Here is a 22,645-nt window from a genome sequence, read left to right on the forward strand (position 1 = left end):
ATTTATCTTAAAGGGATTTATTTTAAAAATAAAATTAAAGTTAAAGAATATGGTATCGATTCTATTTAAAAATGTTATACTCTAAAAAAGTATATATTATCTTAAAATCTATTAATGCAAAGGAGATTTAATATGAAAAATAAATTAGTTTACATATGTATTATGAGTATGGTGTTATTTGTAGTAGGATGTTCTAATAATCCAAATAAGGAAAGCAATACTAAAAAGGATTCTAAGAATAGCCAAAGTAAGGTTGAAGAAGAAAAAAGAGAACCTGTAAAAAAAGACATAACTATAAGTTTCGCTGGTGATGTAACTATGGGAAACTATAAAGGTTCATCATATTATGGTAGCTTTGACCATGAATTTAAAAGACAAGGAGAAGACTATGATTACTTTCTTAAAAATGTAAAACCTGTATTTGAGAAAGATGATTTAACAGTAGTTAACTTGGAAGGGCCACTTACTACTGCGTCAAATGCAAAAGAAAAGAAGTTTGCATTTAAAGGGGCTCCAGGATATGTAAATATTTTAAAATCTGGAAGTGTAGAGGCAGTAAGTGTTGCGAATAATCATTCAGAAGATTATTTTGAAGAAGGAATGAAAGACACACAGTTTATCTTAGATGAAAATAAAATAAATTATTTTGGTCTAGGCAAAGATGCTGTTATAGATGTCAAAGGAATTAAGGTAGGATTATTAGGATATAATGGATTATCAACTGAATATAATGAAAAGAACTTGAAACAAATGGAAGATGATATTAAAACTCTAAAGAAAAAATCAGATATTGTTGTGGTGTATTTTCATTGGGGTATAGAATTAGATTATTATCCAGATAAAAAACAAAAAGATTTTGCTCATTATGTAATAGATAAGGGAGCTGATTTAGTTATGGGTTCTCATCCACACGTTATTCAAGGTATAGAAAAATATAAAGATAAGTATATAGCTTATAGTCTAGGAAATTTTTGTTTTGGAGGAAATAAAAATCCTTCTGATACAGATAGTTATATATATCAACAAACTTTTTCTTTTTCAGATAACAAGTTAACTTCAATTAAAGAGCCAAATATAATCCCTACATCAATAACATCTAGTAGCTCTAGAAATAATTATCAACCAAAAGTACTGGATGGAAGTGAGAAAGATAGAGTTTTAAATAAACTAGAAAAAATAAGTAAAGATTTGAATAAATAAAAATGTAAAAAAAAATAAATATATATATTTATTTTAATAATTTATATTTTGTTTAGGATATGGTAAAACGTGGTATTAAATAAGTAGATTTTAATAGTTAAATTATAATCAATTATAATAAAGCTATTTAATCTACTTTTTTAATATAAAATATAAGGGGGAATTTGTAATGGCTTGTAACACTTGTAAAATGTGCGAAAGTGCAGACAAGAAATTAGAAAGTTTTGTAGCTTCAAAGGATGTTGAAACAGCATTTCATAGAACAGAAGATCAAAAAGTTAAATGTGGTTTTGGACTTCAGGGGGTTTGTTGTAGACTCTGTTCAAATGGACCATGTAGAGTAACTCCTAAATCTCCAAGAGGTATATGTGGAGCAGATGCAGACACTATAGTAGCAAGAAACTTTTTAAGAGCTGTAGCATCTGGAGCAGCTTGTTATTTACATGTGGTAGAAAATACAGCTAAGAATTTAAAGAATGTTGGAATAACTAAAGGTGTTATTAAAGGAGAAAAAACATTAAATCAATTAGCAGAGATGTTTGGTATAGAAAGTGATGAAAAATATGATAAATGTATAAAAGTTGCTGATAAAGTTATTAATGATTTATATAAATCAAGAGATGACAAAATGGAATTGGTAGAAAAAATAGCTTATGCACCTAGAGTGAAGAAATGGAAAGAGCTGGGGATAATGCCTGGTGGTGCAAAGTCAGAAGTTTTTGATGCAATAGTAAAATCATCAACAAATTTAAATAGTGACCCAGTAGACATGCTAGTTAACTGTTTAAATCTAGGTATATCAACAGGGTTATATGGTCTTACACTAACTAATCTTTTAAATGATGTTATGCTAGGAGAACCAGTTATAAGAATGGCTCCTGTAGGATTTAATGTAATAGACCCAGACTACATAAATATAATGATAACAGGTCATCAACATTCAACATTTGCAAATTTCCAAGATAGATTAAAAGATGAAGATGTTATAAAATTAGCTCAAGCAGTTGGAGCAAAAGGATTTAAGTTAGTAGGATGTACATGTGTTGGTCAAGATCTACAATTAAGAGGAGAACACTATCAAGAAGTATTTGCTGGACATGCTGGTAATAACTTTACAAGTGAAGCTGTTTTATCAACTGGAGCAATAGATATAGTTCTTTCGGAGTTTAACTGTACTATACCAGGTCTTGAGCCAATAGCAGATAAATATAAAGTGAAAATGGTTTGCTTAGATGACGTTGCTAAAAAAGCAAATGCAGAATATATAGGATTAGACAGAAGTAAATTAGATGAACTTAGTAATACATTGATAGAAAAAGCATTAGAATCTTATAAAGAGAGAAGAGGAAGTGTTGAAATAGACATACCAAAAGACCATGGATTTGAACAATCTTTAACTGGTGTAAGTGAAAAGAACTTGAAAGCGTTTTTAGGAGATTCATGGAAACCTCTTATTAATTTAATTGCAGAAGGAAAAATTAAAGGTGTTGCAGCTGTTGTAGGATGTTCAAATATGACAGCAGGAGGACATGATGTAAATACTGTTGAGCTTACTAAAGAATTGATTAAAAAAGATATAATAGTACTTTCAGCAGGATGCTCTACTGGAGGGTTAGAAAATGTTGGTCTTATGTCACCTGGAGCAGAAGAATTAGCAGGAGAAAATTTAAAAGAAGTATGTAAGACTCTAGGAATACCACCAGTATTAAACTTTGGACCATGTCTAGCGATAGGAAGATTGGAAATAGTAGCAACTGAATTAGCAGCTGAACTTGGAATAGACTTACCACAATTACCATTGGTGCTTTCAGCTCCACAATGGTTGGAAGAACAAGCCTTGGCTGATGGAGCTTTTGGTCTTGCCCTTGGTTTACCTCTTCATTTAGCTTTACCTCCATTTATAACAGGAGGAAAATTAGTAACAGAAGTATTAACAGAAAAATTAAAAGACTTAACAGGAGGACATGTTATAGTGAATCCAGACCCTAAATCTTCAGCTAATCAATTAGAAGAAATAATAATAGACAGAAGAAAAAATTTAGGGTTAAAGGATGTGGAATGTAATGCATAGAATTTTTATAAATAAAGATTTATGTACAGGATGCAAGAGTTGTGTATTAGCATGTATGCTAAAACACAATAAAGACTATGATATGTATACTCTTGATTTAGAAAATATAGATAATGATAGTAGAGGACATATAGAGTTAGATAGCAAGCATAATAATCCAGTTCCAATTCTTTGTAGACACTGTGATGAACCAGAATGTGTATTAGCATGTATGAGTGGTGCAATGCATAAAGACAGTGAAAGTGGAATCGTTTCATATGATGAAGAAAAATGTGGTTCATGTTATATGTGTGTAATGTCTTGTCCATATGGATTATTAAAACCAGATGATAGAAGCAAGCAAAACATACTTAAATGTGATTTATGTAAAGATGAGGAGTATCCTAGATGTGTAGCTAATTGCCCAAGTGGAGCAATTGAATTACAGAAGGAGGAAAATGATGAATTATGTAGTGTTAGGAGCTAGTGCTGCTGGTATCAATGCAGTAAAAACATTAAGAGAATTAGATAAAGATTCAAACATAGTAGTAATTTCTAAAGATGAAAATATATACTCAAGATGTATGTTACATCATGTTATATCTGAACACAGAACTTTGAAACAAATAAATTTTGTTGATGAAGATTTTATGGAGAAAAATAATGTAAATTGGATTTCAGGTAAAACTGTTAAAGGTATAGATATAAATAAAAAAGAGGTTCAGACAGAAGATATTACTGTAAATTATGATAAACTTTTAATAGCTACAGGCGCATCTTCTGCTATTCCTCCAATAAAAAATTTAAGAGATGGAAATTTTGTATACTCTGTGAGAAACATAGATGATATTTATAAAATAAAAGAAAAAGCAGAAAGCTCTAAAAATGTAGTTATAATTGGTGCTGGTCTAGTTGGTATAGATGCATTAGTTGGATTATTTAAATACGAGCAGTTAAATATTTCTGTAGCGTTTATGGAAAAATACATTCTAGATAGACAATTAGATGAATATACAGCATCAGTATATGAAAATAAATTTAAAGAAAAGGGTGTAAAATTTTACCCAAGTGCATCAATTCAAGAAATTGTCTTAGATGATAGTAAAAATGTTAAAGGTGTTGCGTTTTCAAATGGAGATATTCTTGATGCAGATATGGTAATTGTGGCTACAGGTGTTAAACCGAATGCTGATTTTTTAGATGGAACAGGAATAGAATATGATCGAGGTATAATAATAGATGATATATGCCAAACAACACAAAAATATATCTATGCAGCAGGAGATGTTGTTGGCAAAAATGCTATTTGGCCTTTAGCAGTAAAGCAAGGAATTGTAGCTGCGTATAATATGGTTGGAAAAGATAAAAAGATAGAAGACGAATTTGCTTTTAAAAATAGTATGAATTTCATGGATATACCAACTATTTCTATAGGTATGAATACACCTTTAGATGATAGTTATAAAGTATTAATTAGAGATGGAATTGATGATTATAAAAAATTTGTTTTTAAAGACAATGTAATTTATGGAGCTGTTATACAAGGAGATATTTCATATGTAGGAGTATTAACTTATTTGATAAAAAACAAAGTTGAAATATCTGATTTAGAAAATAGAATATTTGATGTATGCTATGCAGACTTTTTTAATATAAAAGAAAATGGAGAATTTTGTTATAGCGTATAAAGCTATAGTAGAGTAATGTTTACAATATAAAAATCAATTAATAGAGCTATTCTAAAATAAGAAATCTTATTTAGGAATAGCTCTATTTTTATACTTAAGTTTAAACTATATTACAGTTTATAAAACTATTATTTTTAATGAGAATACATATATTCTCTAGTAAGATGTAAATCATTTTTTATACCTTTAGTTAAGAGTATCTGATGTATATCTATAATACCAGTATTGAAAGCAGCAGCACAAGAACAAAGGTACAAGTCCCACATTCTTATAAACTTATCATCAAACATTTCTTTAATCTTTGGCAGATTTTCATAGAAATTTTTTTGCCAATGTAATAAGGTTTTTACATAATGCAATCTTAGACTTTCTACATCTATAGTATGATATTTGTAGTCGCTACAAATATGTATCATTTCTCTTAGACTAGGAATAACCCCTCCTGGGAAAATGTATTTTTTTATCCAAGGGTCTCCATAAGATTCTTTAAGACCACTTATATAGTGAAGTAAAAATAATCCTCCATCCTTTAAGACAGCATTTACATTTTTAATAAAAAGTTCATAGTTTTCTCTACCAACATGTTCAAGCATACCAACACTTACAACTCTATCAAACATAAGGTCTGAGTTTTTAAGCTCCCTATAATCCATAAGTTTTACTTCGAGATAATCTTGAAGATTCTCTTCTTGGATTCTTTTATTAAATTCTTTATATTGTTCTTCACTGAGTGTAATTCCAACGCCATGAATCTTATATTTTTTTGCTGCTTCTATTAATAGGAATCCCCAACCACAACCAATGTCAAGAAGACTCATACCTTCTTCTAAATTTAGTTTAGTTAATATGTGGTGAACTTTATTGACTTGAGCCTCGTAAAGAGTATCATTATCATTTCTAAAGTATGCACAAGAATAACTAAGAGTTTTGTCTAACCATAAGCTATAAAAATCATTGCCAATATCATAGTGAGCATGTATTTCTTTTTTTTGATGTCTCATTGAATTTGATGAGTGTAATAGATGTTTTACAGCTGAATTATCAATATTGAATTTGTCTATTTGTTTCAAAATCAGATTCAAAGTTAAGAATAAATCTCCTTCAACTTCGATATCTCTATTTATGTAGGATTCTCCAAGTGCTAAAGATGTACTTTTTAGTAATTCAGATTTGCTAATATCATTATTTACAATAACTTTAAACTGAGGAGAGCCATCTCCAATTAGAAATTCTTCTCCGTCTTTAAGCCTAACTAGAAATGGTGTTTCGCCAAATCTTTCTAAATAGTCTCTTAAAAAATTTTTTGTAATATTCATATTACCAGCTCCTTCTAATGTAAATCCAGTAAGTTTTCCTTGCTTAAAGTATATTATATTCCTTTTTTTAAAAAAGTAAAATTTTTTTCAGTAAATTTTCTATTTGAAGGAAATTTATCTTTTGTAAAAGAATTTCATATTGTAGTATATTTTTTGCTTATAAAATTTCATATTGGATATAATATTCAACTGTTAATGATATAATAATTTTAATCAATAAAGTGTAATAAAATTTTGTAGTAAATAGATTTAAGCTATTTTATGAAGGAGATGTGAAATGGAAGTATATGCTTTGGTTGGGTCAAGTGGTACAGGAAAGAGTTTTAAGGCTTTAGAGTTTGCATATGAAAATGATATAGATTATATAATTGATGATGGAATTTTAATATATAAAAACAAGGTTTTAGCTGGAATATCAGCCAAACAAGCAAGTACTACTATAGAAGCAGTTAAAAGGGCTATTTTTTATAATTTGGAACATAGGAAAGAAGTTAGGGAGACAATTAAAAAAGAAAATATAAGAAGAATTCTTATTATTGGAACATCAAAAAAAATGGTTAATCAGATTGTAGATAGATTATCAATTGGAAGAGTTTATAAATTTGTGAATATCCAAGAGATAAGTACTAAATATGAAATAGAAATAGCAAAACAATCTAGAAAAGAAGGAAATCATGTAATTCCTGTTCCAGCAGTTGAAATAAAAAGTATGGCAAGTGGCCTTAGTATAAATCCATTAAAGAGACTTTTTAGAAAAGGAAATAATAGGAATATGGTAGTTTTGGAAAAAACAATAATAAGACCAACTTTTAGCTATATCGGAAAATTTTATATTAGTGAAGAAGTAATTAAACAGATTATTGAATATGAAGTGTACAACTTTGGGAGCATTGATAGAATAAATAAAATCAATATAGAGAATTGCAATAATTTTATGAATATTTTTGTAAGTATAAATATCAATGATTTAGAAGTTATAAAAAAAATTGAAAGTATGCAACAGATAATAAAAAAGTCTATTGAGAAAATGACTTTAGTTAATGTACAAAAAATAGATATTAACATTCATAAAATTAAAAAAATAAACTTCCTCCCATGTTAAAAAATAAACTGAAAAAATGATATACTAATTTGCAATAAAGTGTGCTATAATTAAACTGTAAATTTAGGAAATGGTTTTTTCTAAATGGAGTATACATAATTATAACGTATTTATAAGGGGGCTTTCAAATGTCAGGAAAAGATGTAAATGTCTTCGAGATGGCGCAATCTCAAGTAAAAAATGCATGTGATAAATTAGGTATGGAACCAGCAGTTTATGAATTATTAAAAGAACCTATGAGAGTTATAGAAGTTTCAATTCCAGTTAAAATGGATGACGGTTCTATAAAAACTTTTAAAGGATTTAGATCACAACATAATGATGCAGTAGGGCCAACAAAAGGTGGAATAAGATTCCATCAAAATGTTTCAAGAGACGAAGTAAAAGCTTTATCTATATGGATGACTTTCAAATGTTCTGTAACAGGTATACCATATGGTGGAGGTAAAGGTGGAATAATAGTAGATCCATCAACTTTATCTCAAGGTGAATTAGAAAGATTAAGTAGAGGATACATAGATGGAATATATAAATTAATAGGTGAGAAAGTTGACGTTCCTGCACCAGACGTAAACACTAATGGACAAATAATGTCTTGGATGGTTGATGAGTACAATAAATTAACTGGACAAAGTGCTATAGGTGTTTTAACTGGTAAGCCAGTTGAATTTGGTGGTTCTTTAGGAAGAACAGCTGCTACTGGATTTGGTGTTGCTGTTACTGCAAGAGAAGCTGCTGCTAAATTAGGAATAGATATGAAAAAAGCTAAGTTAGCTATTCAAGGTATAGGAAACGTTGGTTCTTACACAGTTCTTAACTGTGAAAAACTTGGTGGTACTGTTGTAGCTATGGCTGAATGGTGCAAATCAGAAGGTTCTTATGCTATATACAATGAAAATGGTTTAGATGGTCAAGCTATGTTAGACCACATGAAAGAGCATGGTAACTTATTAAACTTCCCAGGAGCTAAGAGAATATCTTTAGAAGAGTTCTGGGCTTCAGATGTTGATATAGTAATACCAGCTGCATTAGAAAACTCTATAACTAAAGAAGTTGCTGAATCTATAAAAGCTAAATTAGTTTGTGAGGCTGCTAATGGACCAACTACTCCAGAAGCTGATGAAGTATTTGCTGAAAGAGGAATAGTTCTTACTCCAGATATATTAACTAATGCTGGTGGAGTTACAGTTTCTTACTTCGAGTGGGTACAAAACTTATATGGATACTACTGGTCAGAAGAAGAAGTAGAGCAAAAAGAAGAAGTAGCTATGGTTAAAGCATTTGAATCTATTTGGAAAATCAAAGAAGAGTACAATGTTACAATGAGAGAAGCTGCTTACATGCATTCAATTAAGAAAGTTGCTGAAGCTATGAAATTAAGAGGATGGTACTAGGATTTACTCTTAATAAATAATAGGATATAATTATTTAAGATATAAAGGGGCTGTACATAGTACAGCCCTTAAATTATGTGGCTCAGATAATATGGGTCATTTTTTGTTTTAATTTATAAATTATGTAATATAAAAATTAAAGTGCTATAAGTAAGATGGGTGAGAATTAATGGTTGATTTAATTTTAAATGGAATTTTTAGAACTCTTATAGTAAGTAGTTTATGTATTCTTTTAATATTAGCTTTTAAGAAAAGCTTTTTTAAAAGATTTAGTAAAAAATTTAACTATTATATATGGATAATAGTAGTTATTAAATTGTTATTACCTTTTACATACTATACTCTTACTTTAAATATTTTTAGAAGTAAAGAAAATATAAATATTGATAATATTAATTTGGAGTATTTTAATGAAGTATCAACTTCAAGTAATAGTATTTTATTGTATATTTGGATTTTTACCGTAATAATATATTTAGTTTATACTGTTTTGAAGTATATAAAACTTAAAAATTTAGTAAATGATTTATCTTATGAAGTTGATGACAAAGAAATAATAAGCCTTTACACAAGTTTGTTAAAAGAATTCAATATATCTAAGGAAATAAAACTTAAGTATTCTTATGAAGTTGAAACACCAGCATTTTTTAATTCATGTGTACTTTTACCACCGCATGATTATAAATTAGAAGAGTTAGATTGGATTTTTAGACATGAGCTAATGCATTTTAAAAGTAAAGACCTTTATTTAAAATATATAGTACTATTTTTAAAAATAGTATATTGATTTAATCCATTTGTATATATGATGGATAAAGCAATAGATTTAGATTGTGAACTTTATTGTGACGAAAGAGTTTTAAAAAATTGCAATGTACAGCAAAAACAAGAATACGCTTTAACCATTATAAATTCAATGAAGAGAGGTACAAATTTTTCAAATAAATTTGTAGCTGGTCTAAATAAACAATCTGATATTAGAAAAAGAATAACAAATATGTTTAATGAAAAATATAAAAATGGTATTTTAATAGCCTTAATTATAAGCCTGTTGTCTTCTATTACATTTTTAAAATTTGATTAAAAAATAGCTACGCATACTCGTGACTTTAAGTCGTGAGTTAGTAGCTAAAATAGTCAGCATATAGGGAAACTTATATGTGGAGATAGGATATAACCTATCCAACACTACTTGAATTGCTGGAAACCCCTAAAGCTAACCAAACTAAAACATAAGGATGAAATAAACCTAAGTGTGAAAGTTACGAAAGTAGAAAAAATTGGTTAGATGGTATAAGGTTAAACCCTAAGTACTTTAAAATGGGCAATCAGCAGGTAAGCTCCTAAGTAGGAGAAACTTCAACGACTATTCCTCCTGAGGGAAGTACACTACAAGCTATTGGTAGTGGAAGTGGGTAGACCTTAACGGATAATGCCGAAGGATAAGATATAGTCTGTGCTTGCATGAAAGTGTAAGAAGTTCATAAGAGAACTGCATAGGTAGTAGCGAACTTATGTGAACGACAACCTCAAAAATGATAAAAGTTAGAACTTACGGTTCTTACATATTCTATTTAAAAATAAATATAAAAACCTTTAAAATACTTGTTTAAAAAAATTGTACTTGTTAATATTAGGATGGTGATGAAAAATTGAAGTGACTCAGATATGTATATTTAGTACAATACCATATAACATGGTGTGTAAAATATAGACATCCAGTATTAACAAATGAAATTGAAGAAGATTTAATTAATATATTTAGTTGTTACTGTATCAGAAAATACAAAGGAGCAGATAAGAAAATATATTAATTAATCAGAAAAAACAAGTAAAGTGAGGTGATAGTAGTGGAAAAGGCATATAAGTTTAGAATGTATCCAAATAAAAAACAGCAAGAGTTAATTAACAAAACTTTTGGATGTTGTAGATTTGTATATAATAAATATCTTTCTAAAAAAATAGAAGTTTATGAAAACAATAAAGAAACTTTTACTTATAAACAGTGCAGTTCTGATTTGACCAATTTAAAAAAAGAATTAGAGTGGCTTAAAGAACCTGACAAATTTTCACTACAAAATACCTTAAAAGATTTAGAAAACGCATATAAAAAATTCTTTAAAGAAAATGCAGGATTTCCTAAATTTAAATCAAAGAAAACTAATAGATTTTCATATAGAACTAACTTTACAAATGGAAACATTATGTACTTTAGTCAATATATAAAATTACCTAAACTTAGTATGGTTAAAGTAAGGGATAAACAAGTACCTCAAGGGAGAATACTTAATGCTACAGTATCTAAAGAACCAAGTGGTAAATATTATGTATCATTATGTTGTACTGATATAGATATTAAAGCATTTAAAAATACTAATAATCAGATAGGTTTAGATTTAGGAATTAAAGAATTTTGTATCTCAAGTTGTGGACAATTTATAGAAAATCCTAAGTATCTTCAGAAGTCGTTAAATAAACTTGCTAAATTACAAAGAGAACTATCGAGAAAAACAATTGGTAGTTTAAATAGAAATAAGGCAAGATTAAAAGTTGCAAGACTTCAAGAACATATAGCTAATCAAAGGAAGGATTTTCTACAAAAACTATCTACCAAATTAATACGAGAGAATGATATTGTTTGCATAGAAGATTTACAAGTAAAGAATATGACTAGAAATCGTAAATTATCTCTTTCTATTTCTGATGTGTCATGGTCAGAATTTATTCATCAATTAGAATACAAGGCTAATTGGTATGGTAGACAAATTGTAAAAGTAGGTAAATTCTTTTCAAGTTCGCAAATATGTAATAAATGTGGGTACAAAAACGAGGAAATGAAGAATTTAAGTATAAGAGAATGGGTTTGTCCTTGTTGTAATGCAACTCACGATAGAGATATAAATGCAAGTATAAATATACTAAAAGAAGGATTAAGACTAATAACCGTTTAAAATAGATAACGTATGTAAGAACCGTAGGAACTACGGGGATAGCCTGTGGAGAATTGGTAAGACATATTTTAGTATGCAAAATTCTATGAAGCAGGAACCCTGTGACTTTAGTCATGGGAGGTTCAGTCAACCAGTCTTATTGAAGAAAATGATTTCTTAGAGAGCTCAAGATATACATTTGAAGGAAGAAAAGAAGATGTATTTGTAACAATAGATTTTACATATGCAGATGCACCTAAAAAATTTAGGAGAGAACATGAAGAAAATTGTAGAGCAATTGGGATAATTCCAAAAGATTCAGATCCAATAGAAATGATGCCTAGATTTTTTAAAGATTGCATGGATATAAAAAAATAATGTTAGACTTAATCTTAAAGTTAATATTATGAAATTTTTATATTTAGACTATCAAATCTTAATTATAGCTTCGACTTTGTATATTTCTAACTGTCAAATTTATAGATATTAAATTAATGATGTTTAATGCACAGTAATCATTACTAAGCTATAATTAAGTATAAGGATATTTCATAAATCATGCCTTAAAATAACTATAATATAAGACAATAAAACATAGTTATTTATTACAGAAAATATATATTTTAAGTAATAAATATGATATGAAGGTATTAAGAACTAATTAAAATTAACTATAAAACACTATTAAATAAGATAGGGGAAAAATATATGTCTAACTTTATTCTAAATGGGATTTTTAGAACTGTTATAGTGAGCAGTTTAAGTATTCTTCTGATATTAATTTTCAAGAAAAATATATTTAAAAAATTTAGCAAAAAATTTAATTACTATATATGGATGATAATTGTTATCAAATTATTTTTACCATTTACATATTATACTTTTACAATAAATATATTGAGAAGTAAAAAAGATATTAATATCAATAACATAAATTTAGAAGGATTTAATAATATTTCAACTATAATTAGTAGTGTTTTAGTATGCCTTTGGACTATATCTGTAGTTATATATTTAATTTATACTATATTCAAATATGTAAAACTTAAAAACTTAATAGGTGATTTATCCTATGAAGTTGATGATGAAGAGATAGTAAATCTTTATAAAAGTATATTGAAAGAATTTGATATAACAAAAAATATAAAGCTCAAGTACTCATATGAAGTAGAGACTCCAGCATTCTTTAATTCATGTGTGCTTTTGCCACCACATGATTATAAGCTAAAAGAGTTAGATTGGATTTTTAGGCATGAACTTATGCATTTTAAGAGTAGGGATCTTTATTTAAAATATGTAATCTTGTTTTTAAAAATAGTATATTGGTTTAATCCATTTGTATATATAATGGATAAACACATAGATTTAGATTGTGAACTTTATTGTGATGAGCGTGTTTTAAAAAATAGAAACTCAGAGGAAAAAAAGGACTACGCTTTGACGATTATAAATGCAATGAGAAAAGGAACAAATACTTCAAATAAATTTATAGCTGGTCTACATAAGCAATCTGATATTAGAAAGAGAGTAAAGAATATGTTTAATGAAAAGTATAAGAATGGTATATTAATGGCATTAACTCTATGTTTATTATCTTCTATTACTTTTTTGAAGGTAAATTCAACTAGTATGATTAATTTTAATGTATTGCCTAAAGACATGGAAGATGCCCATATTATTAATAGCATAACTGTCACAACGATAGAATTTACATATGCAGATGCTCCTAAAAATGTTAGAGAGGCACATAAAAGAAATTGTGAAGAACTGGGTTTGATTCCTAAAGACTCTGATCCAATAGGTGTTGGTGTGAGGTATTATGACAGTCTATCAAAGTGATTAAGAAAATATTGTTTAAACTATAAGTAATAGCATCATATTGTAAACTTGGATTATAACTGTGGTGGCATATTCAACTTGCACTATATTTAAATATATAAAACTTAAAAATTTAATGAGTGATTTATCCTATAAAGTTGAGACTCTAGACTTCCTTAATTCATGTTACTTTTGCCACCACATGGTTATAAACTAAAAGAATTAGGTTGGATTTTTAGGCATGAACGTATGCATTTTAAGAGTAGGGACATTTATTTAAAATATATAATCTTATTTTAACAAATAGTATATTGGTTTAATCCATTTGTATATATAATGGATAAACATATAGATTTAGATTGTGAATTTTATTGTGATGAACGTGTTTTAAAAAATAGAAACTTAAGAGGAAAAAGGACTACGCTTTGACGATTATAAATGTAATGACAAAAAGCTCAAATACTTCAAATAAATTTATAGCTAGTATACATAAACAATTTGATATTAAAAATAGAGTAAAGAATATATTTAATGAAAAGTATAAGAATTGTATATTGATGGCACTAATTTTATGCTTATTATCTTCTATCACTTTTTGAAAGTTAATTCAACTAGTATCAGTAATTTTGATATATTACCTAAAAATATTGAGAATGAAAAGATTACTTCTAGAGCTATATTCTCATACATATCTTTTACATATGTAGATGTTCCTGAATATATGAGAAAGAAATATGAAGAAAAATGTAAACGATTAGGCATTACACCCAAAGGTTGTGAGGTAATAGCAATGATTGACGTAGATTATTATAATAAATTAGCTCCTGAATTTTCGGCTGATTAATTTAGAGTAATTACTACTTAAGAATAAGCATAGAAGAGTTTTTTATTCAAAGTTAAAAAAATCACAAAATGGCTAACTTTATAGTAATTCACTCAAAAAATATACGCCACATGAAAACGCATAAAAAAACACATAAAACAATATTTATGCGTACTTTAGCCTCTAAAGGTACAAAATTCTTTACTTTTACAGACTCGTATTATATAATTAAGTAAATAATGTATATTTAGGTGACATATTGGATAAACTAAGTTATTTATTTTATTAATATAATGATACTATAAAAGTTATATAAAGTGGTTTACAAAAAAGTTACAGATAGAGCTTTTATTAATGTATTGTGTATTAGTATTTTATCCTTAGGTACACTTCACCTACAAAATAGAATCATAAGATAATTATGGGAAAATTTTAGGAGGTTTATCGTGAAGAAAAAGATATTAATACCAGTATTTGCATCAGTTATGGCATTATCAGTAAGTTCAATTGTAAATGCGGATGAAGTAAATGATTCATCTCAAAATAAGGATGATAAAACAAATACTGAATTAAATTTAGGTGAATATAAAGAAGTAAAATATAAAGTTGCAAAGATAAAAGATGGAGTAGCTATAAAGATAAGAGAAGAAGGTCAAGTTCAAAATATAGCTTATTCTGGTGATGAATTTACTGTTCTAGGAATTCAAGGGGAATGGGTTAAGGTTAAAGTTGAAGATGGTGAAGGTTGGTTAGCTACTAGATATGTAGATATATCTGAAGGTGTAGGATATACTAACGCTGATAAGGTAAACTTAAGAAAAGATAAGAGCGAAAGTTCAGAAGTAATTGAGGAGCTAGAAAAAGGAAGCTCTTTATTGGTGTTGGAAGAAAATGGTGAGTGGCTAAAAGTTAAAGATGGAGAAACAGAAGGATATGTAAAAGCATCTTATATATCAGATAAAGCTCCAGTAATAGAAGAACCAGAAGTAAACCCAAGTATTAATCAAAATGGAAATTCTACAGATAATAATCAACAAAATAATAATACAAATGACAATCAACAAAATAATAATACAAATGTGCCAACAGCTAACTCTAATGCAGTTCAAGCTGTACTTAATTTGGCATATTCTAAACAAGGTTGCCCATATGTTTGGGGAGCAGAAGGACCAAATACTTTTGACTGTTCTGGATTTACACAATATGTATATAGAAATGCAGTAGGCAAGAAAATACCAAGAACATCTAAAGCACAATCTAATTATGGACAAACTGTAAGCAAAGCAAATTTACAGCCAGGAGACTTAGTATTCTTCACAACTAATGGTTCTGGTTCTGTTAGTCATGTTGGTATATATGTAGGTGGAGGTAATATGATACATTCACCATCAACAGGAAAGACAGTTCGTGTAACTAGTATAAATTCAGCATACTATACAGCAAGATTTGTTACAGCAAAAAGAATATTATAGTCAATTTGTAATTTGACAAATTGATAAATACATAAGTATAAACGCTCTATATTATATTTAATTTAATCAGGAAACAAAAAATGATTATATTTTAAATGTAATATAGAGCGTTTTTGTATGGATTTACATTTAGCCAATATTCAAGTTAATATTACTATTAAATAGTAGTCTTTCCATATAATGATTATTTGTGCAATCCCTTGACAGGATAAGGCAAAGGTGGTAAGCTACTAACAGTACAAAAATACTTTTAATTTTAGTTCAGAGAGGCTAAAAAAGGAGGACGAAAGATGTTAAAATCAAGAAATTTAATCCAACCAGAAGACTTTTCAATAGAAGAAATAGATGAAATATTAGAATTAGCTCAAAAAATAATTGACAATCCGTCAAAATATTCTCGTATATGTGAAGGCAAACTATTAGCTACATTATTTTATGAACCATCAACAAGAACAAGATTAAGCTTTGAATCTGCAATGAACAGGCTAGGGGGTCGTGTTGTAGGTTTTTCAGAGCCAAACTCATCCTCTGCATCAAAAGGTGAAACTTTAGGTGATACAATGAGAATAGTATCTAGTTATGTTGATATAATAGCTATGAGACATCCTCAATCAGGGGCAGCGTCAGAGGCTGCTAGATTTACGGAAGTGCCATTTATCAATGCAGGAGATGGCGGGAATCAACATCCAACCCAAACACTTACAGATTTACTTACTATAAAATCATTAAAAGGAACTTTAGAAAACCATACGATAGGATTATGTGGTGATTTAAAATATGGAAGAACTGTGCATTCTTTGGTTAAGGCTATGGCCAGATACAAAAATACAAAGTTTGTATTTATAGCGCCTGAAGAATTGAAAATGCCAGATTATATAAAAGAAGCTATAAAAGGACATGCATACTATGAGACTAATAATTTAGATGATGTTATAGGAAGCTTGGATGTTTTATATATGACTAGAGTTCAACAAGAAAGATTTGAAGATAAATCAGAATATGAAAGACTTAAAAACTATTATATCTTAAATAAAGCTAAATTAGAAAAAGCATCTAAAGACATGCTGGTAATGCATCCATTACCAAGAGTAAATGAAATAGATATAGATGTAGATGATGATGATAGAGCTGTATATTTTAAACAAGCTAAATATGGTATGTATGTTAGAATGGCTTTAATAATAAAACTTTTAGGTATAAATGAAGATTAATAGCCCTCATATAATAGTAAAGTAAAGGAGATTTTGGGATGTATAAAATTCTGGAAAATATATACATAGGCGAAGATATGTATAGAATGAAAGTAAAAGGTAATTTTGAAGGTAGAATGGGACAATTTTATATGCTAAGAGCATGGGACACTTATCCAGTACTTTCAAGACCTATAAGTATACATGATATAGATGAAGAAGGAATAACTTTTCTTTATAAAGTAGTAGGAGAAGGAACTCAAATTTTAAGTAACCTAAAAGTAAATGATACTATAAAGTTAGAAGGACCTTATGGTAATGGATATACTAAGGTTGATGGAAAAGTAGCTCTAGTAGGAGGCGGAATCGGTGTAGCGCCACTATACTTAGTTGCTAAAAACATAAAAAACTGTGACGCATATCTTGGATTTAGAGAAGATGTTATATTAGAAGATGAATATAAGCAAGTGTGTAATGAAGTCCATACAACAGTAGGTAATACTTTTGTAACAGATATAATTGATGTGGAGAAATACGATTACATATTAACATGTGGTCCAACTCCAATGATGGAAAAATTAGTTAAGATGGTAGAATGTACTAAAACAAGAATTATGGTGTCTCTTGAAAACCATATGGCATGTGGAGTCGGCGCTTGTTTAGTATGTACATGTAAAACTAATGAAGGAAATAAAAAGACTTGTAAAGATGGCCCAGTGTTCTGGGGAGAGGACGTGATTTTTAATGGCTAATTTAAATGTAAAATTTGGAAGTATAGAATTTAAAAATCCAGTAATAATGGCGTCTGGAACTTTTGGATTTGGAAGAGAATATAACGACATTTATGATATACAAAAACTTGGTGGTATAAGCAGTAAAGGACTTACTTTAAATAAAAAACCTGGTAACAATGGTATGAGAGTTCATGAAACACCATCTGGGATGATGAATAGCGTTGGGCTTGAAAATCCTGGAGTTCAAGGATTTATAGATAATGAATTGCCTTTCTTTAGCGAATTAGATTTAGTTAGAATCGCTAATGTTGGAGGTGGTACACTAGAAGACTACTTATTAGGTGTTCAAATGTTAAATGACAAACCTATAGATATTATTGAATTAAATATATCTTGTCCAAATGTTAAAGCTGGAGGCATGGCTTTTGGTATAAAAAATGAAGTGGCAAGGGAAGTCGTTCGAGAGGTAAGAAACATAACGAAACTACCTTTAGTAATAAAACTATCACCTAATGCAGAAGACATTGTAGGAATGGCAAAAGTTTGTGAAGAAGAGGGTGCTGACGGGGTATCTCTAGTTAATACTTTTAAAGCAATGGCAATTGATATAAAAAATAGAAGACCAGTATTTGAAAATGTCTATGCTGGGTTATCTGGTCCAGCTATAAAACCTATAGCTTTAAGAATGGTACATGAAGTGTGTAAAAATGTAAATATACCTGTAATGGGAATGGGCGGAATAACTAAAGCTACAGATGCTATAGAATTTATAATGGCAGGTGCTACTTGTATTCAAGTTGGAACTGCAAACTTTATGAATCCTAAAATTGGTCTTGAAATAATAGATGGAATTAATGAATTTATGGAAAAAGAAGGAATAAAGAGTTTAGAAGAAATAAAAGGAATTATATAAGGTAGTATAAATAGTATTTTAAAAATAAAAAATATAGATTAAGTAAACAATAATTTTATAATATTAATATGGAGGAAAAATAATATGAGTAAAGTAGATGTAGTAGATATATTAAAGAAAAGTGATGCATTATTAGAAGGACATTTTTTATTATCTTCAGGAAAGCATAGTAATAGATATGTACAATGTGCAAAAGTATTAAGATTTCCAGAGTATGCTGCTCAAGTATTAAGTACAGTTGTTGAACAAATAAAAGATTTAGATATAGACTTAGTAGTAGGGCCAGCAATGGGTGGAGTAATAGTTTCTTACGAATTAGGAAGACAGTTAGGGAAAGAAGCTGTATTCACTGAGAGAAAAGACAATACAATGGAATTAAGAAGAGGATTTGAAGTTAAAAAAGGTGCAAAAATAATAATTGCTGAAGATGTTGTAACTACTGGTAAATCAACTATAGAGACAAAAAGAGTATTGGAAGCATTAGGCGGAGAAGTTATAGGTGTTGCATGTATAGCAGACAGAACTAATCATGATATAGGTATGCCTATATATAGTGCTATAAAACTTGATATACAAGTTTATGAATCTGATGAATGTCCTCTATGTAAAGAAGGAAAATTACCAGTTGTTAAACCTGGAAGTAGAGAATTTAAAGAATTAGGAATGTAACAAATAACTCGATTAATTTTAGTGGTACTTAGAAAATATAAATTTTTTAGAGTAAAAACTATTAATGTGAGATATAGATTAAAGAAAAAACAGTTAACCTTATAGACTAAGGTTAACTGTTTTTTTGTTAAAAATATATTTACAAAATAGGAGCTAGTAGCAGTACAATATAAGTATAAGATAAAAAAATTATTATATATATTGAGGAGGGATAAGTATGAAAAATCAATTGAATGAAACTCAGAAAAAGGTTATATTTTTTGGAGTAGGAGCTGTAGGGGCTACTTTTGCAGAACAATTTTTAAATTCCAAGTATGATTTTAAAATTCTTTGTGACAAGGAAAGAAAGAAAAGATATTTAGAAGATGGATTTATAATAAATGGGAAAAGGTATGATTTTGATTATGTAACTAAGGATGAGTATAAACAAGAGGCTGATTTTATAATTATAGGCTTAAAATATAATAATTTGAGAGAAAATATAAGAGAATTAGACGGATTAGTTGGAAAAAATACAGTGATAATGTCTTTATTAAATGGAGTTGATAGTGAAGAGATAATAGGAGAAAGATTTGGAATTGAAAAAATGGTATACTCATATGTTACCAATATAGATGCTAAGAAAATTAATAATAATATTATACATACTACTAATGGAATCATTGTATTTGGAAACAAAGATAATAATGAAGATAGAAAAACTAATATAATAACTGAGGTATTTGATAGTGTAAATATAGAATATATTCTATCAAAAGATATTCAACGAGATATATGGTGGAAATACATGGTTAATATAGGTGTAAATCAAACGTCAGCTATACTAGGTGCATCTTATGGGGTATTTCAAAGCTCTGAGCATCTAAGGGAATTAGCAAAGTCTGCAATGAGAGAAGTAGTTGATATAGCTCAAGCAAAAGGCATACATCTTACAGAAGATGATGTAGAAAATTCGTTACATAGAATATTAGAACATTCAAAAGAAGGAAGAACATCAATGCTCCAAGATGTAGAAGCTCATAGACTTACAGAAGTAGATATGTTTTCTAAAAATATTTGTGAACTTGGAAAGAAATATAACATATCTACCCCTATAAATCAGACTTTTTTTTACATGATAAAAGTAATTGAAAGTAGATTTTAAAGATTATTTATACAAAACTTTGATAAGCATTGATTTTAAATTCTATTAATATTATAAACTGTTTAAATTGCTAAATACCTTTAACTCATCAATAAAAATATTTGCTGCTTTTGATAAAGTTATATCTTTTGGATGTATATATGAGAAATGTCTGTTGTAGTTGCTTCCAAGCTCTATGACAGACAGTTCATTATTTAAAACAGGTAAGCTTGTAACTAGATTAGAAACTATTGTAATTCCTAAATTATTTCTAACAGATTCTTTGACAGCATAGTTACTTCCAAAAACCATCATACTTTTTGGAATAATCTCTTTAACACTTAAAAACATATCTAAATAATCTCTAGTACCAGAGCCATCTTCTCTTACTATCCACTTCTGGTCTTGTAGCTTGTCAAAGCTAAAGTCTTTTAACAAAGGGCTATTATATGGAAGTGCTAAAACCATCTTATCTTCAAAAAAATATTCTTGAATAAATGTAGGAGAAGAACAAGTGCCTTCAATAAGTCCAATATCTAAAATGTAATCCTTAACATGAGAAGATACAATTGATGTATTTTCTATGAAAATTTCTACATCTATGTCAGGATACTTTTGTGAAAATAATGCTAAGAAATTAGGTAGAATATACTCTCCAATGGTTAAACTAGCACCAATTTTTAAGCGTCCAGTTATAACATCTGAAACTTGGCTTACATCATGATAAGTAATATTTAAAAGATTTAATATTTCTTTAGCCCTTTTATATAATATTTGTCCACTTTCTGTTATAAAAATAGTCTTTTGCTTAATAGACCTGTTTATAAGTACAACTTTAAAGTAGTTTTCTAGATTTTTAATGTGTTTACTTACACTTGGCTGTGATAAGTTTAAGTATTCACCAGCTTTAGTAAAATTTTTATATTCAACTACAGCCACAAATGTTTTTAATTCCTCAAACAATTTTATATCTCCTTTACTTAATGAAATTTTACATTTTTTATATGCTTTCTACAAATAATTATACTACATGTAATAATCATCAAAAATATTAATCATTACGATATTATATATTTATTTTACTTATGGTTATTACAATTATATACTATTATTGTAAAGAAAACTATATTAATTATAAGGTAGGTATATTATGTTAAAGAATAAAAGTAATTTGACATCAAAAACTATAAAAGAAATATTACCTGGACTGATTGTATCAGTACTAGTGGGCTACATGAGTATATTTATTTCTACTCTAATTCCTAAGGTAGGAGCAGCATCAATTTCTATATTTTTAGGCATGTTTGTAGGAAATTTATTCTTAAATCAAAAGGTGTTTCAAAAAGGCTATAAATTTTCAGAGACAGATTTACTATCATATTCAATAGTACTATTAGGAGCAACACTCAGTGTATCTACCTTAATAGACTTAAAAGTTTCAGGAATTTTATTTATAATATTACAAATGACAATAACAATAATAGCAGCACTTTATATAGGCAAAAAGTTAGGTTTTGAAGAAAATTTTAGATTTTTAATGGCAAGCGGAAACGCAGTATGTGGTTCTTCTGCTATAGGAGCAACAGTTCCAGTAGTTGGTGCTACAGACAAAGAGAAGGGAATTGCAATAACTATTGTAAATGTTACTGGTATATTTCTTATGTTTTTACTTCCAATAATAGCTCAACTTTTATATAGCCATGAACTTGTAAAAACATCAGCAATGATAGGTGGGACTTTACAATCAATTGGTCAAGTTGTAGCAAGTGGAGCAATGGTTGGAGAAAATGTAAAAGATTTGGCAACTATTTTTAAAATAGTAAGAGTGATATTTTTAGTTGTTGTTGTATTAGTATTTGGGCATATGAAAAATCAGTCTAATAGTGAAATATTTGAAGAAGAAAAGGACGAGATAAAAAAGAAAAAAGTAAATATACCATGGTATGTAATTGGATTTTTTATAACTTGTGCACTTTTCTCAATGAACATTATACCAAAAGAAGTATCTGTATTGTGTAAAGAAATAAGTAATAAATTTGAAATAATAGCTTTAGCAGCAATTGGCTTGAAGGTTAATGTAAAAGATTTAGTGAAACAAGGGAAAGAAGTTTCTTTATATGGTTTATTTGTAGGTACAGTGCAAGTTGTATCAGCTATAGTTTTAATAAAAATATTTATATAGTACAAAAATAGTGTTTGTAATATTAATTTGATTAATTAAAA

20 protein-coding genes and 2 pseudogenes are annotated in these 22,645 nt (G+C 28.3%); 20 read left to right on the forward strand and 2 right to left on the reverse strand.

What is annotated here, in order from left to right; genetic code table 11:
- Nucleotides 1–132 precede the first annotated feature (132 nt).
- From ACTG45_RS01425 to ACTG45_RS01440, 4 genes are all read left to right on the forward strand, one after another.
- Nucleotides 133–1,200, forward strand: coding sequence for a CapA family protein (locus tag ACTG45_RS01425; RefSeq protein WP_479917906.1), 1,068 nt, complete (start codon nucleotides 133–135; stop codon nucleotides 1,198–1,200).
- 169 nt (nucleotides 1,201–1,369) lie between these two features.
- Nucleotides 1,370–3,271, forward strand: coding sequence for an anaerobic carbon-monoxide dehydrogenase catalytic subunit (gene cooS, locus ACTG45_RS01430; protein WP_169467575.1), 1,902 nt, complete (start codon nucleotides 1,370–1,372; stop codon nucleotides 3,269–3,271).
- Complete coding sequence (locus ACTG45_RS01435) at nucleotides 3,264–3,737, forward strand: 4Fe-4S dicluster domain-containing protein (protein WP_009895266.1); 474 nt, start codon at nucleotides 3,264–3,266, stop codon at nucleotides 3,735–3,737. The genes cooS and ACTG45_RS01435 overlap by 8 nt, the downstream gene beginning before the upstream one ends.
- Entirely contained in the window at nucleotides 3,712–4,938 is a 1,227-nt protein-coding gene (locus tag ACTG45_RS01440; protein ID WP_479917907.1) for an NAD(P)/FAD-dependent oxidoreductase, read from the forward strand. The genes ACTG45_RS01435 and ACTG45_RS01440 overlap by 26 nt, the downstream gene beginning before the upstream one ends.
- Before the next feature lie 134 nt (nucleotides 4,939–5,072).
- On the opposite strand, the gene ACTG45_RS01445 is transcribed toward ACTG45_RS01440, so the two are convergent.
- Nucleotides 5,073–6,254: a class I SAM-dependent methyltransferase gene (locus ACTG45_RS01445; protein WP_479919660.1), complete on the reverse strand. Its 1,182-nt coding sequence runs from the start codon at nucleotides 6,252–6,254 to the stop codon at nucleotides 5,073–5,075.
- A 277-nt stretch (nucleotides 6,255–6,531) separates the two neighbouring features.
- Between ACTG45_RS01445 and ACTG45_RS01450 the strand changes: the two genes are divergently transcribed.
- The 15 genes and pseudogenes from ACTG45_RS01450 (at nucleotide 6,532) to ACTG45_RS01520 (ending at nucleotide 20,443) form a co-directional block, all read left to right on the forward strand.
- Nucleotides 6,532–7,356 (forward strand): ATP-binding protein, encoded by an 825-nt coding sequence (locus ACTG45_RS01450; RefSeq protein WP_479917909.1) that lies wholly within the window; start codon nucleotides 6,532–6,534, stop codon nucleotides 7,354–7,356.
- Between the two features lie 128 nt (nucleotides 7,357–7,484).
- Nucleotides 7,485–8,750 (forward strand): NAD-specific glutamate dehydrogenase, encoded by a 1,266-nt coding sequence (gluD, locus tag ACTG45_RS01455; RefSeq protein ID WP_021382594.1) that lies wholly within the window; start codon nucleotides 7,485–7,487, stop codon nucleotides 8,748–8,750.
- Nucleotides 8,751–8,919: 169 nt separating this feature from the next.
- Nucleotides 8,920–9,834, forward strand: a pseudogene (locus ACTG45_RS01460) (M56 family metallopeptidase).
- Nucleotides 9,835–10,417: 583 nt separating this feature from the next.
- Nucleotides 10,418–10,516, forward strand: a pseudogene (locus ACTG45_RS01465) (transposase); the annotation flags it as partial.
- A 75-nt stretch (nucleotides 10,517–10,591) separates the two neighbouring features.
- On the forward strand, nucleotides 10,592–11,701 hold the full coding sequence (gene tnpB, locus ACTG45_RS01470) for an IS200/IS605 family element RNA-guided endonuclease TnpB (protein ID WP_479919661.1): 1,110 nt from the start codon (nucleotides 10,592–10,594) through the stop codon (nucleotides 11,699–11,701).
- 210 nt (nucleotides 11,702–11,911) lie between these two features.
- Entirely contained in the window at nucleotides 11,912–12,058 is a 147-nt protein-coding gene (locus ACTG45_RS01475; RefSeq protein WP_479918768.1) for a hypothetical protein, read from the forward strand.
- 330 nt (nucleotides 12,059–12,388) lie between these two features.
- Nucleotides 12,389–13,519: a M56 family metallopeptidase gene (locus ACTG45_RS01480; protein ID WP_044212092.1), complete on the forward strand. Its 1,131-nt coding sequence runs from the start codon at nucleotides 12,389–12,391 to the stop codon at nucleotides 13,517–13,519.
- Between the two features lie 315 nt (nucleotides 13,520–13,834).
- Nucleotides 13,835–13,927, forward strand: coding sequence for a hypothetical protein (locus ACTG45_RS01485; RefSeq protein ID WP_234781077.1), 93 nt, complete (start codon nucleotides 13,835–13,837; stop codon nucleotides 13,925–13,927).
- A gap of 142 nt (nucleotides 13,928–14,069) precedes the next feature.
- Complete coding sequence (locus tag ACTG45_RS01490) at nucleotides 14,070–14,342, forward strand: hypothetical protein (protein ID WP_479919662.1); 273 nt, start codon at nucleotides 14,070–14,072, stop codon at nucleotides 14,340–14,342.
- A gap of 425 nt (nucleotides 14,343–14,767) precedes the next feature.
- Nucleotides 14,768–15,793, forward strand: coding sequence for a C40 family peptidase (locus ACTG45_RS01495; protein WP_479919663.1), 1,026 nt, complete (start codon nucleotides 14,768–14,770; stop codon nucleotides 15,791–15,793).
- A gap of 290 nt (nucleotides 15,794–16,083) precedes the next feature.
- Nucleotides 16,084–17,004, forward strand: coding sequence for an aspartate carbamoyltransferase (pyrB, locus tag ACTG45_RS01500; protein WP_021382639.1), 921 nt, complete (start codon nucleotides 16,084–16,086; stop codon nucleotides 17,002–17,004).
- Between the two features lie 38 nt (nucleotides 17,005–17,042).
- Nucleotides 17,043–17,735 carry a dihydroorotate dehydrogenase electron transfer subunit gene (locus ACTG45_RS01505; RefSeq protein WP_479919664.1) on the forward strand — a complete coding sequence of 231 codons (693 nt, stop codon included), beginning with the start codon at nucleotides 17,043–17,045 and terminating at the stop codon, nucleotides 17,733–17,735.
- Nucleotides 17,728–18,630, forward strand: coding sequence for a dihydroorotate dehydrogenase (locus ACTG45_RS01510; RefSeq protein ID WP_479919665.1), 903 nt, complete (start codon nucleotides 17,728–17,730; stop codon nucleotides 18,628–18,630). Before ACTG45_RS01505 ends, ACTG45_RS01510 begins: the two co-directional genes overlap by 8 nt.
- Nucleotides 18,631–18,714: 84 nt before the next feature.
- Nucleotides 18,715–19,299 (forward strand): orotate phosphoribosyltransferase, encoded by a 585-nt coding sequence (gene pyrE, locus ACTG45_RS01515; RefSeq protein ID WP_021382612.1) that lies wholly within the window; start codon nucleotides 18,715–18,717, stop codon nucleotides 19,297–19,299.
- A gap of 217 nt (nucleotides 19,300–19,516) precedes the next feature.
- Nucleotides 19,517–20,443 (forward strand): ketopantoate reductase family protein, encoded by a 927-nt coding sequence (locus ACTG45_RS01520; RefSeq protein ID WP_021382628.1) that lies wholly within the window; start codon nucleotides 19,517–19,519, stop codon nucleotides 20,441–20,443.
- A gap of 51 nt (nucleotides 20,444–20,494) precedes the next feature.
- On the opposite strand, the gene ACTG45_RS01525 is transcribed toward ACTG45_RS01520, so the two are convergent.
- Nucleotides 20,495–21,385: a LysR family transcriptional regulator gene (locus ACTG45_RS01525; protein ID WP_021382668.1), complete on the reverse strand. Its 891-nt coding sequence runs from the start codon at nucleotides 21,383–21,385 to the stop codon at nucleotides 20,495–20,497.
- Between the two features lie 187 nt (nucleotides 21,386–21,572).
- On the opposite strand from ACTG45_RS01525, the gene ACTG45_RS01530 reads away from it, so the two are divergent.
- The gene (locus tag ACTG45_RS01530; RefSeq protein ID WP_479919666.1) at nucleotides 21,573–22,604 is read left to right on the forward strand and encodes a YeiH family protein; all 1,032 of its coding nucleotides are present in this window, start codon (nucleotides 21,573–21,575) and stop codon (nucleotides 22,602–22,604) included.
- The last annotated feature ends 41 nt before the right edge of the window (nucleotides 22,605–22,645 follow it).

It is taken from the genome of Clostridioides sp. LIBA-7602 (assembly GCF_056688945.1).

Bases quoted from the DNA above. Each gene is read 5' to 3' on its own strand.
- ACTG45_RS01425 (WP_479917906.1), top strand. From the start codon at position 133: ATGAAAAATAAATTAGTTTACATATGTATTATGAGTATGGTGTTATTT.
- cooS (WP_169467575.1), top strand. From the start codon at position 1,370: ATGGCTTGTAACACTTGTAAAATGTGCGAAAGTGCAGACAAGAAATTA.
- ACTG45_RS01435 (WP_009895266.1), top strand. From the start codon at position 3,264: ATGCATAGAATTTTTATAAATAAAGATTTATGTACAGGATGCAAGAGT.
- ACTG45_RS01440 (WP_479917907.1), top strand. From the start codon at position 3,712: ATGAATTATGTAGTGTTAGGAGCTAGTGCTGCTGGTATCAATGCAGTA.
- ACTG45_RS01445 (WP_479919660.1), bottom strand. From the start codon at position 6,254: ATGAATATTACAAAAAATTTTTTAAGAGACTATTTAGAAAGATTTGGC.
- ACTG45_RS01450 (WP_479917909.1), top strand. From the start codon at position 6,532: ATGGAAGTATATGCTTTGGTTGGGTCAAGTGGTACAGGAAAGAGTTTT.
- gluD (WP_021382594.1), top strand. From the start codon at position 7,485: ATGTCAGGAAAAGATGTAAATGTCTTCGAGATGGCGCAATCTCAAGTA.
- ACTG45_RS01480 (WP_044212092.1), top strand. From the start codon at position 12,389: ATGTCTAACTTTATTCTAAATGGGATTTTTAGAACTGTTATAGTGAGC.
- ACTG45_RS01485 (WP_234781077.1), top strand. From the start codon at position 13,835: ATGGATAAACATATAGATTTAGATTGTGAATTTTATTGTGATGAACGT.
- ACTG45_RS01490 (WP_479919662.1), top strand. From the start codon at position 14,070: ATGCTTATTATCTTCTATCACTTTTTGAAAGTTAATTCAACTAGTATC.
- pyrB (WP_021382639.1), top strand. From the start codon at position 16,084: ATGTTAAAATCAAGAAATTTAATCCAACCAGAAGACTTTTCAATAGAA.
- ACTG45_RS01505 (WP_479919664.1), top strand. From the start codon at position 17,043: ATGTATAAAATTCTGGAAAATATATACATAGGCGAAGATATGTATAGA.
- ACTG45_RS01510 (WP_479919665.1), top strand. From the start codon at position 17,728: ATGGCTAATTTAAATGTAAAATTTGGAAGTATAGAATTTAAAAATCCA.
- pyrE (WP_021382612.1), top strand. From the start codon at position 18,715: ATGAGTAAAGTAGATGTAGTAGATATATTAAAGAAAAGTGATGCATTA.
- ACTG45_RS01520 (WP_021382628.1), top strand. From the start codon at position 19,517: ATGAAAAATCAATTGAATGAAACTCAGAAAAAGGTTATATTTTTTGGA.
- ACTG45_RS01530 (WP_479919666.1), top strand. From the start codon at position 21,573: ATGTTAAAGAATAAAAGTAATTTGACATCAAAAACTATAAAAGAAATA.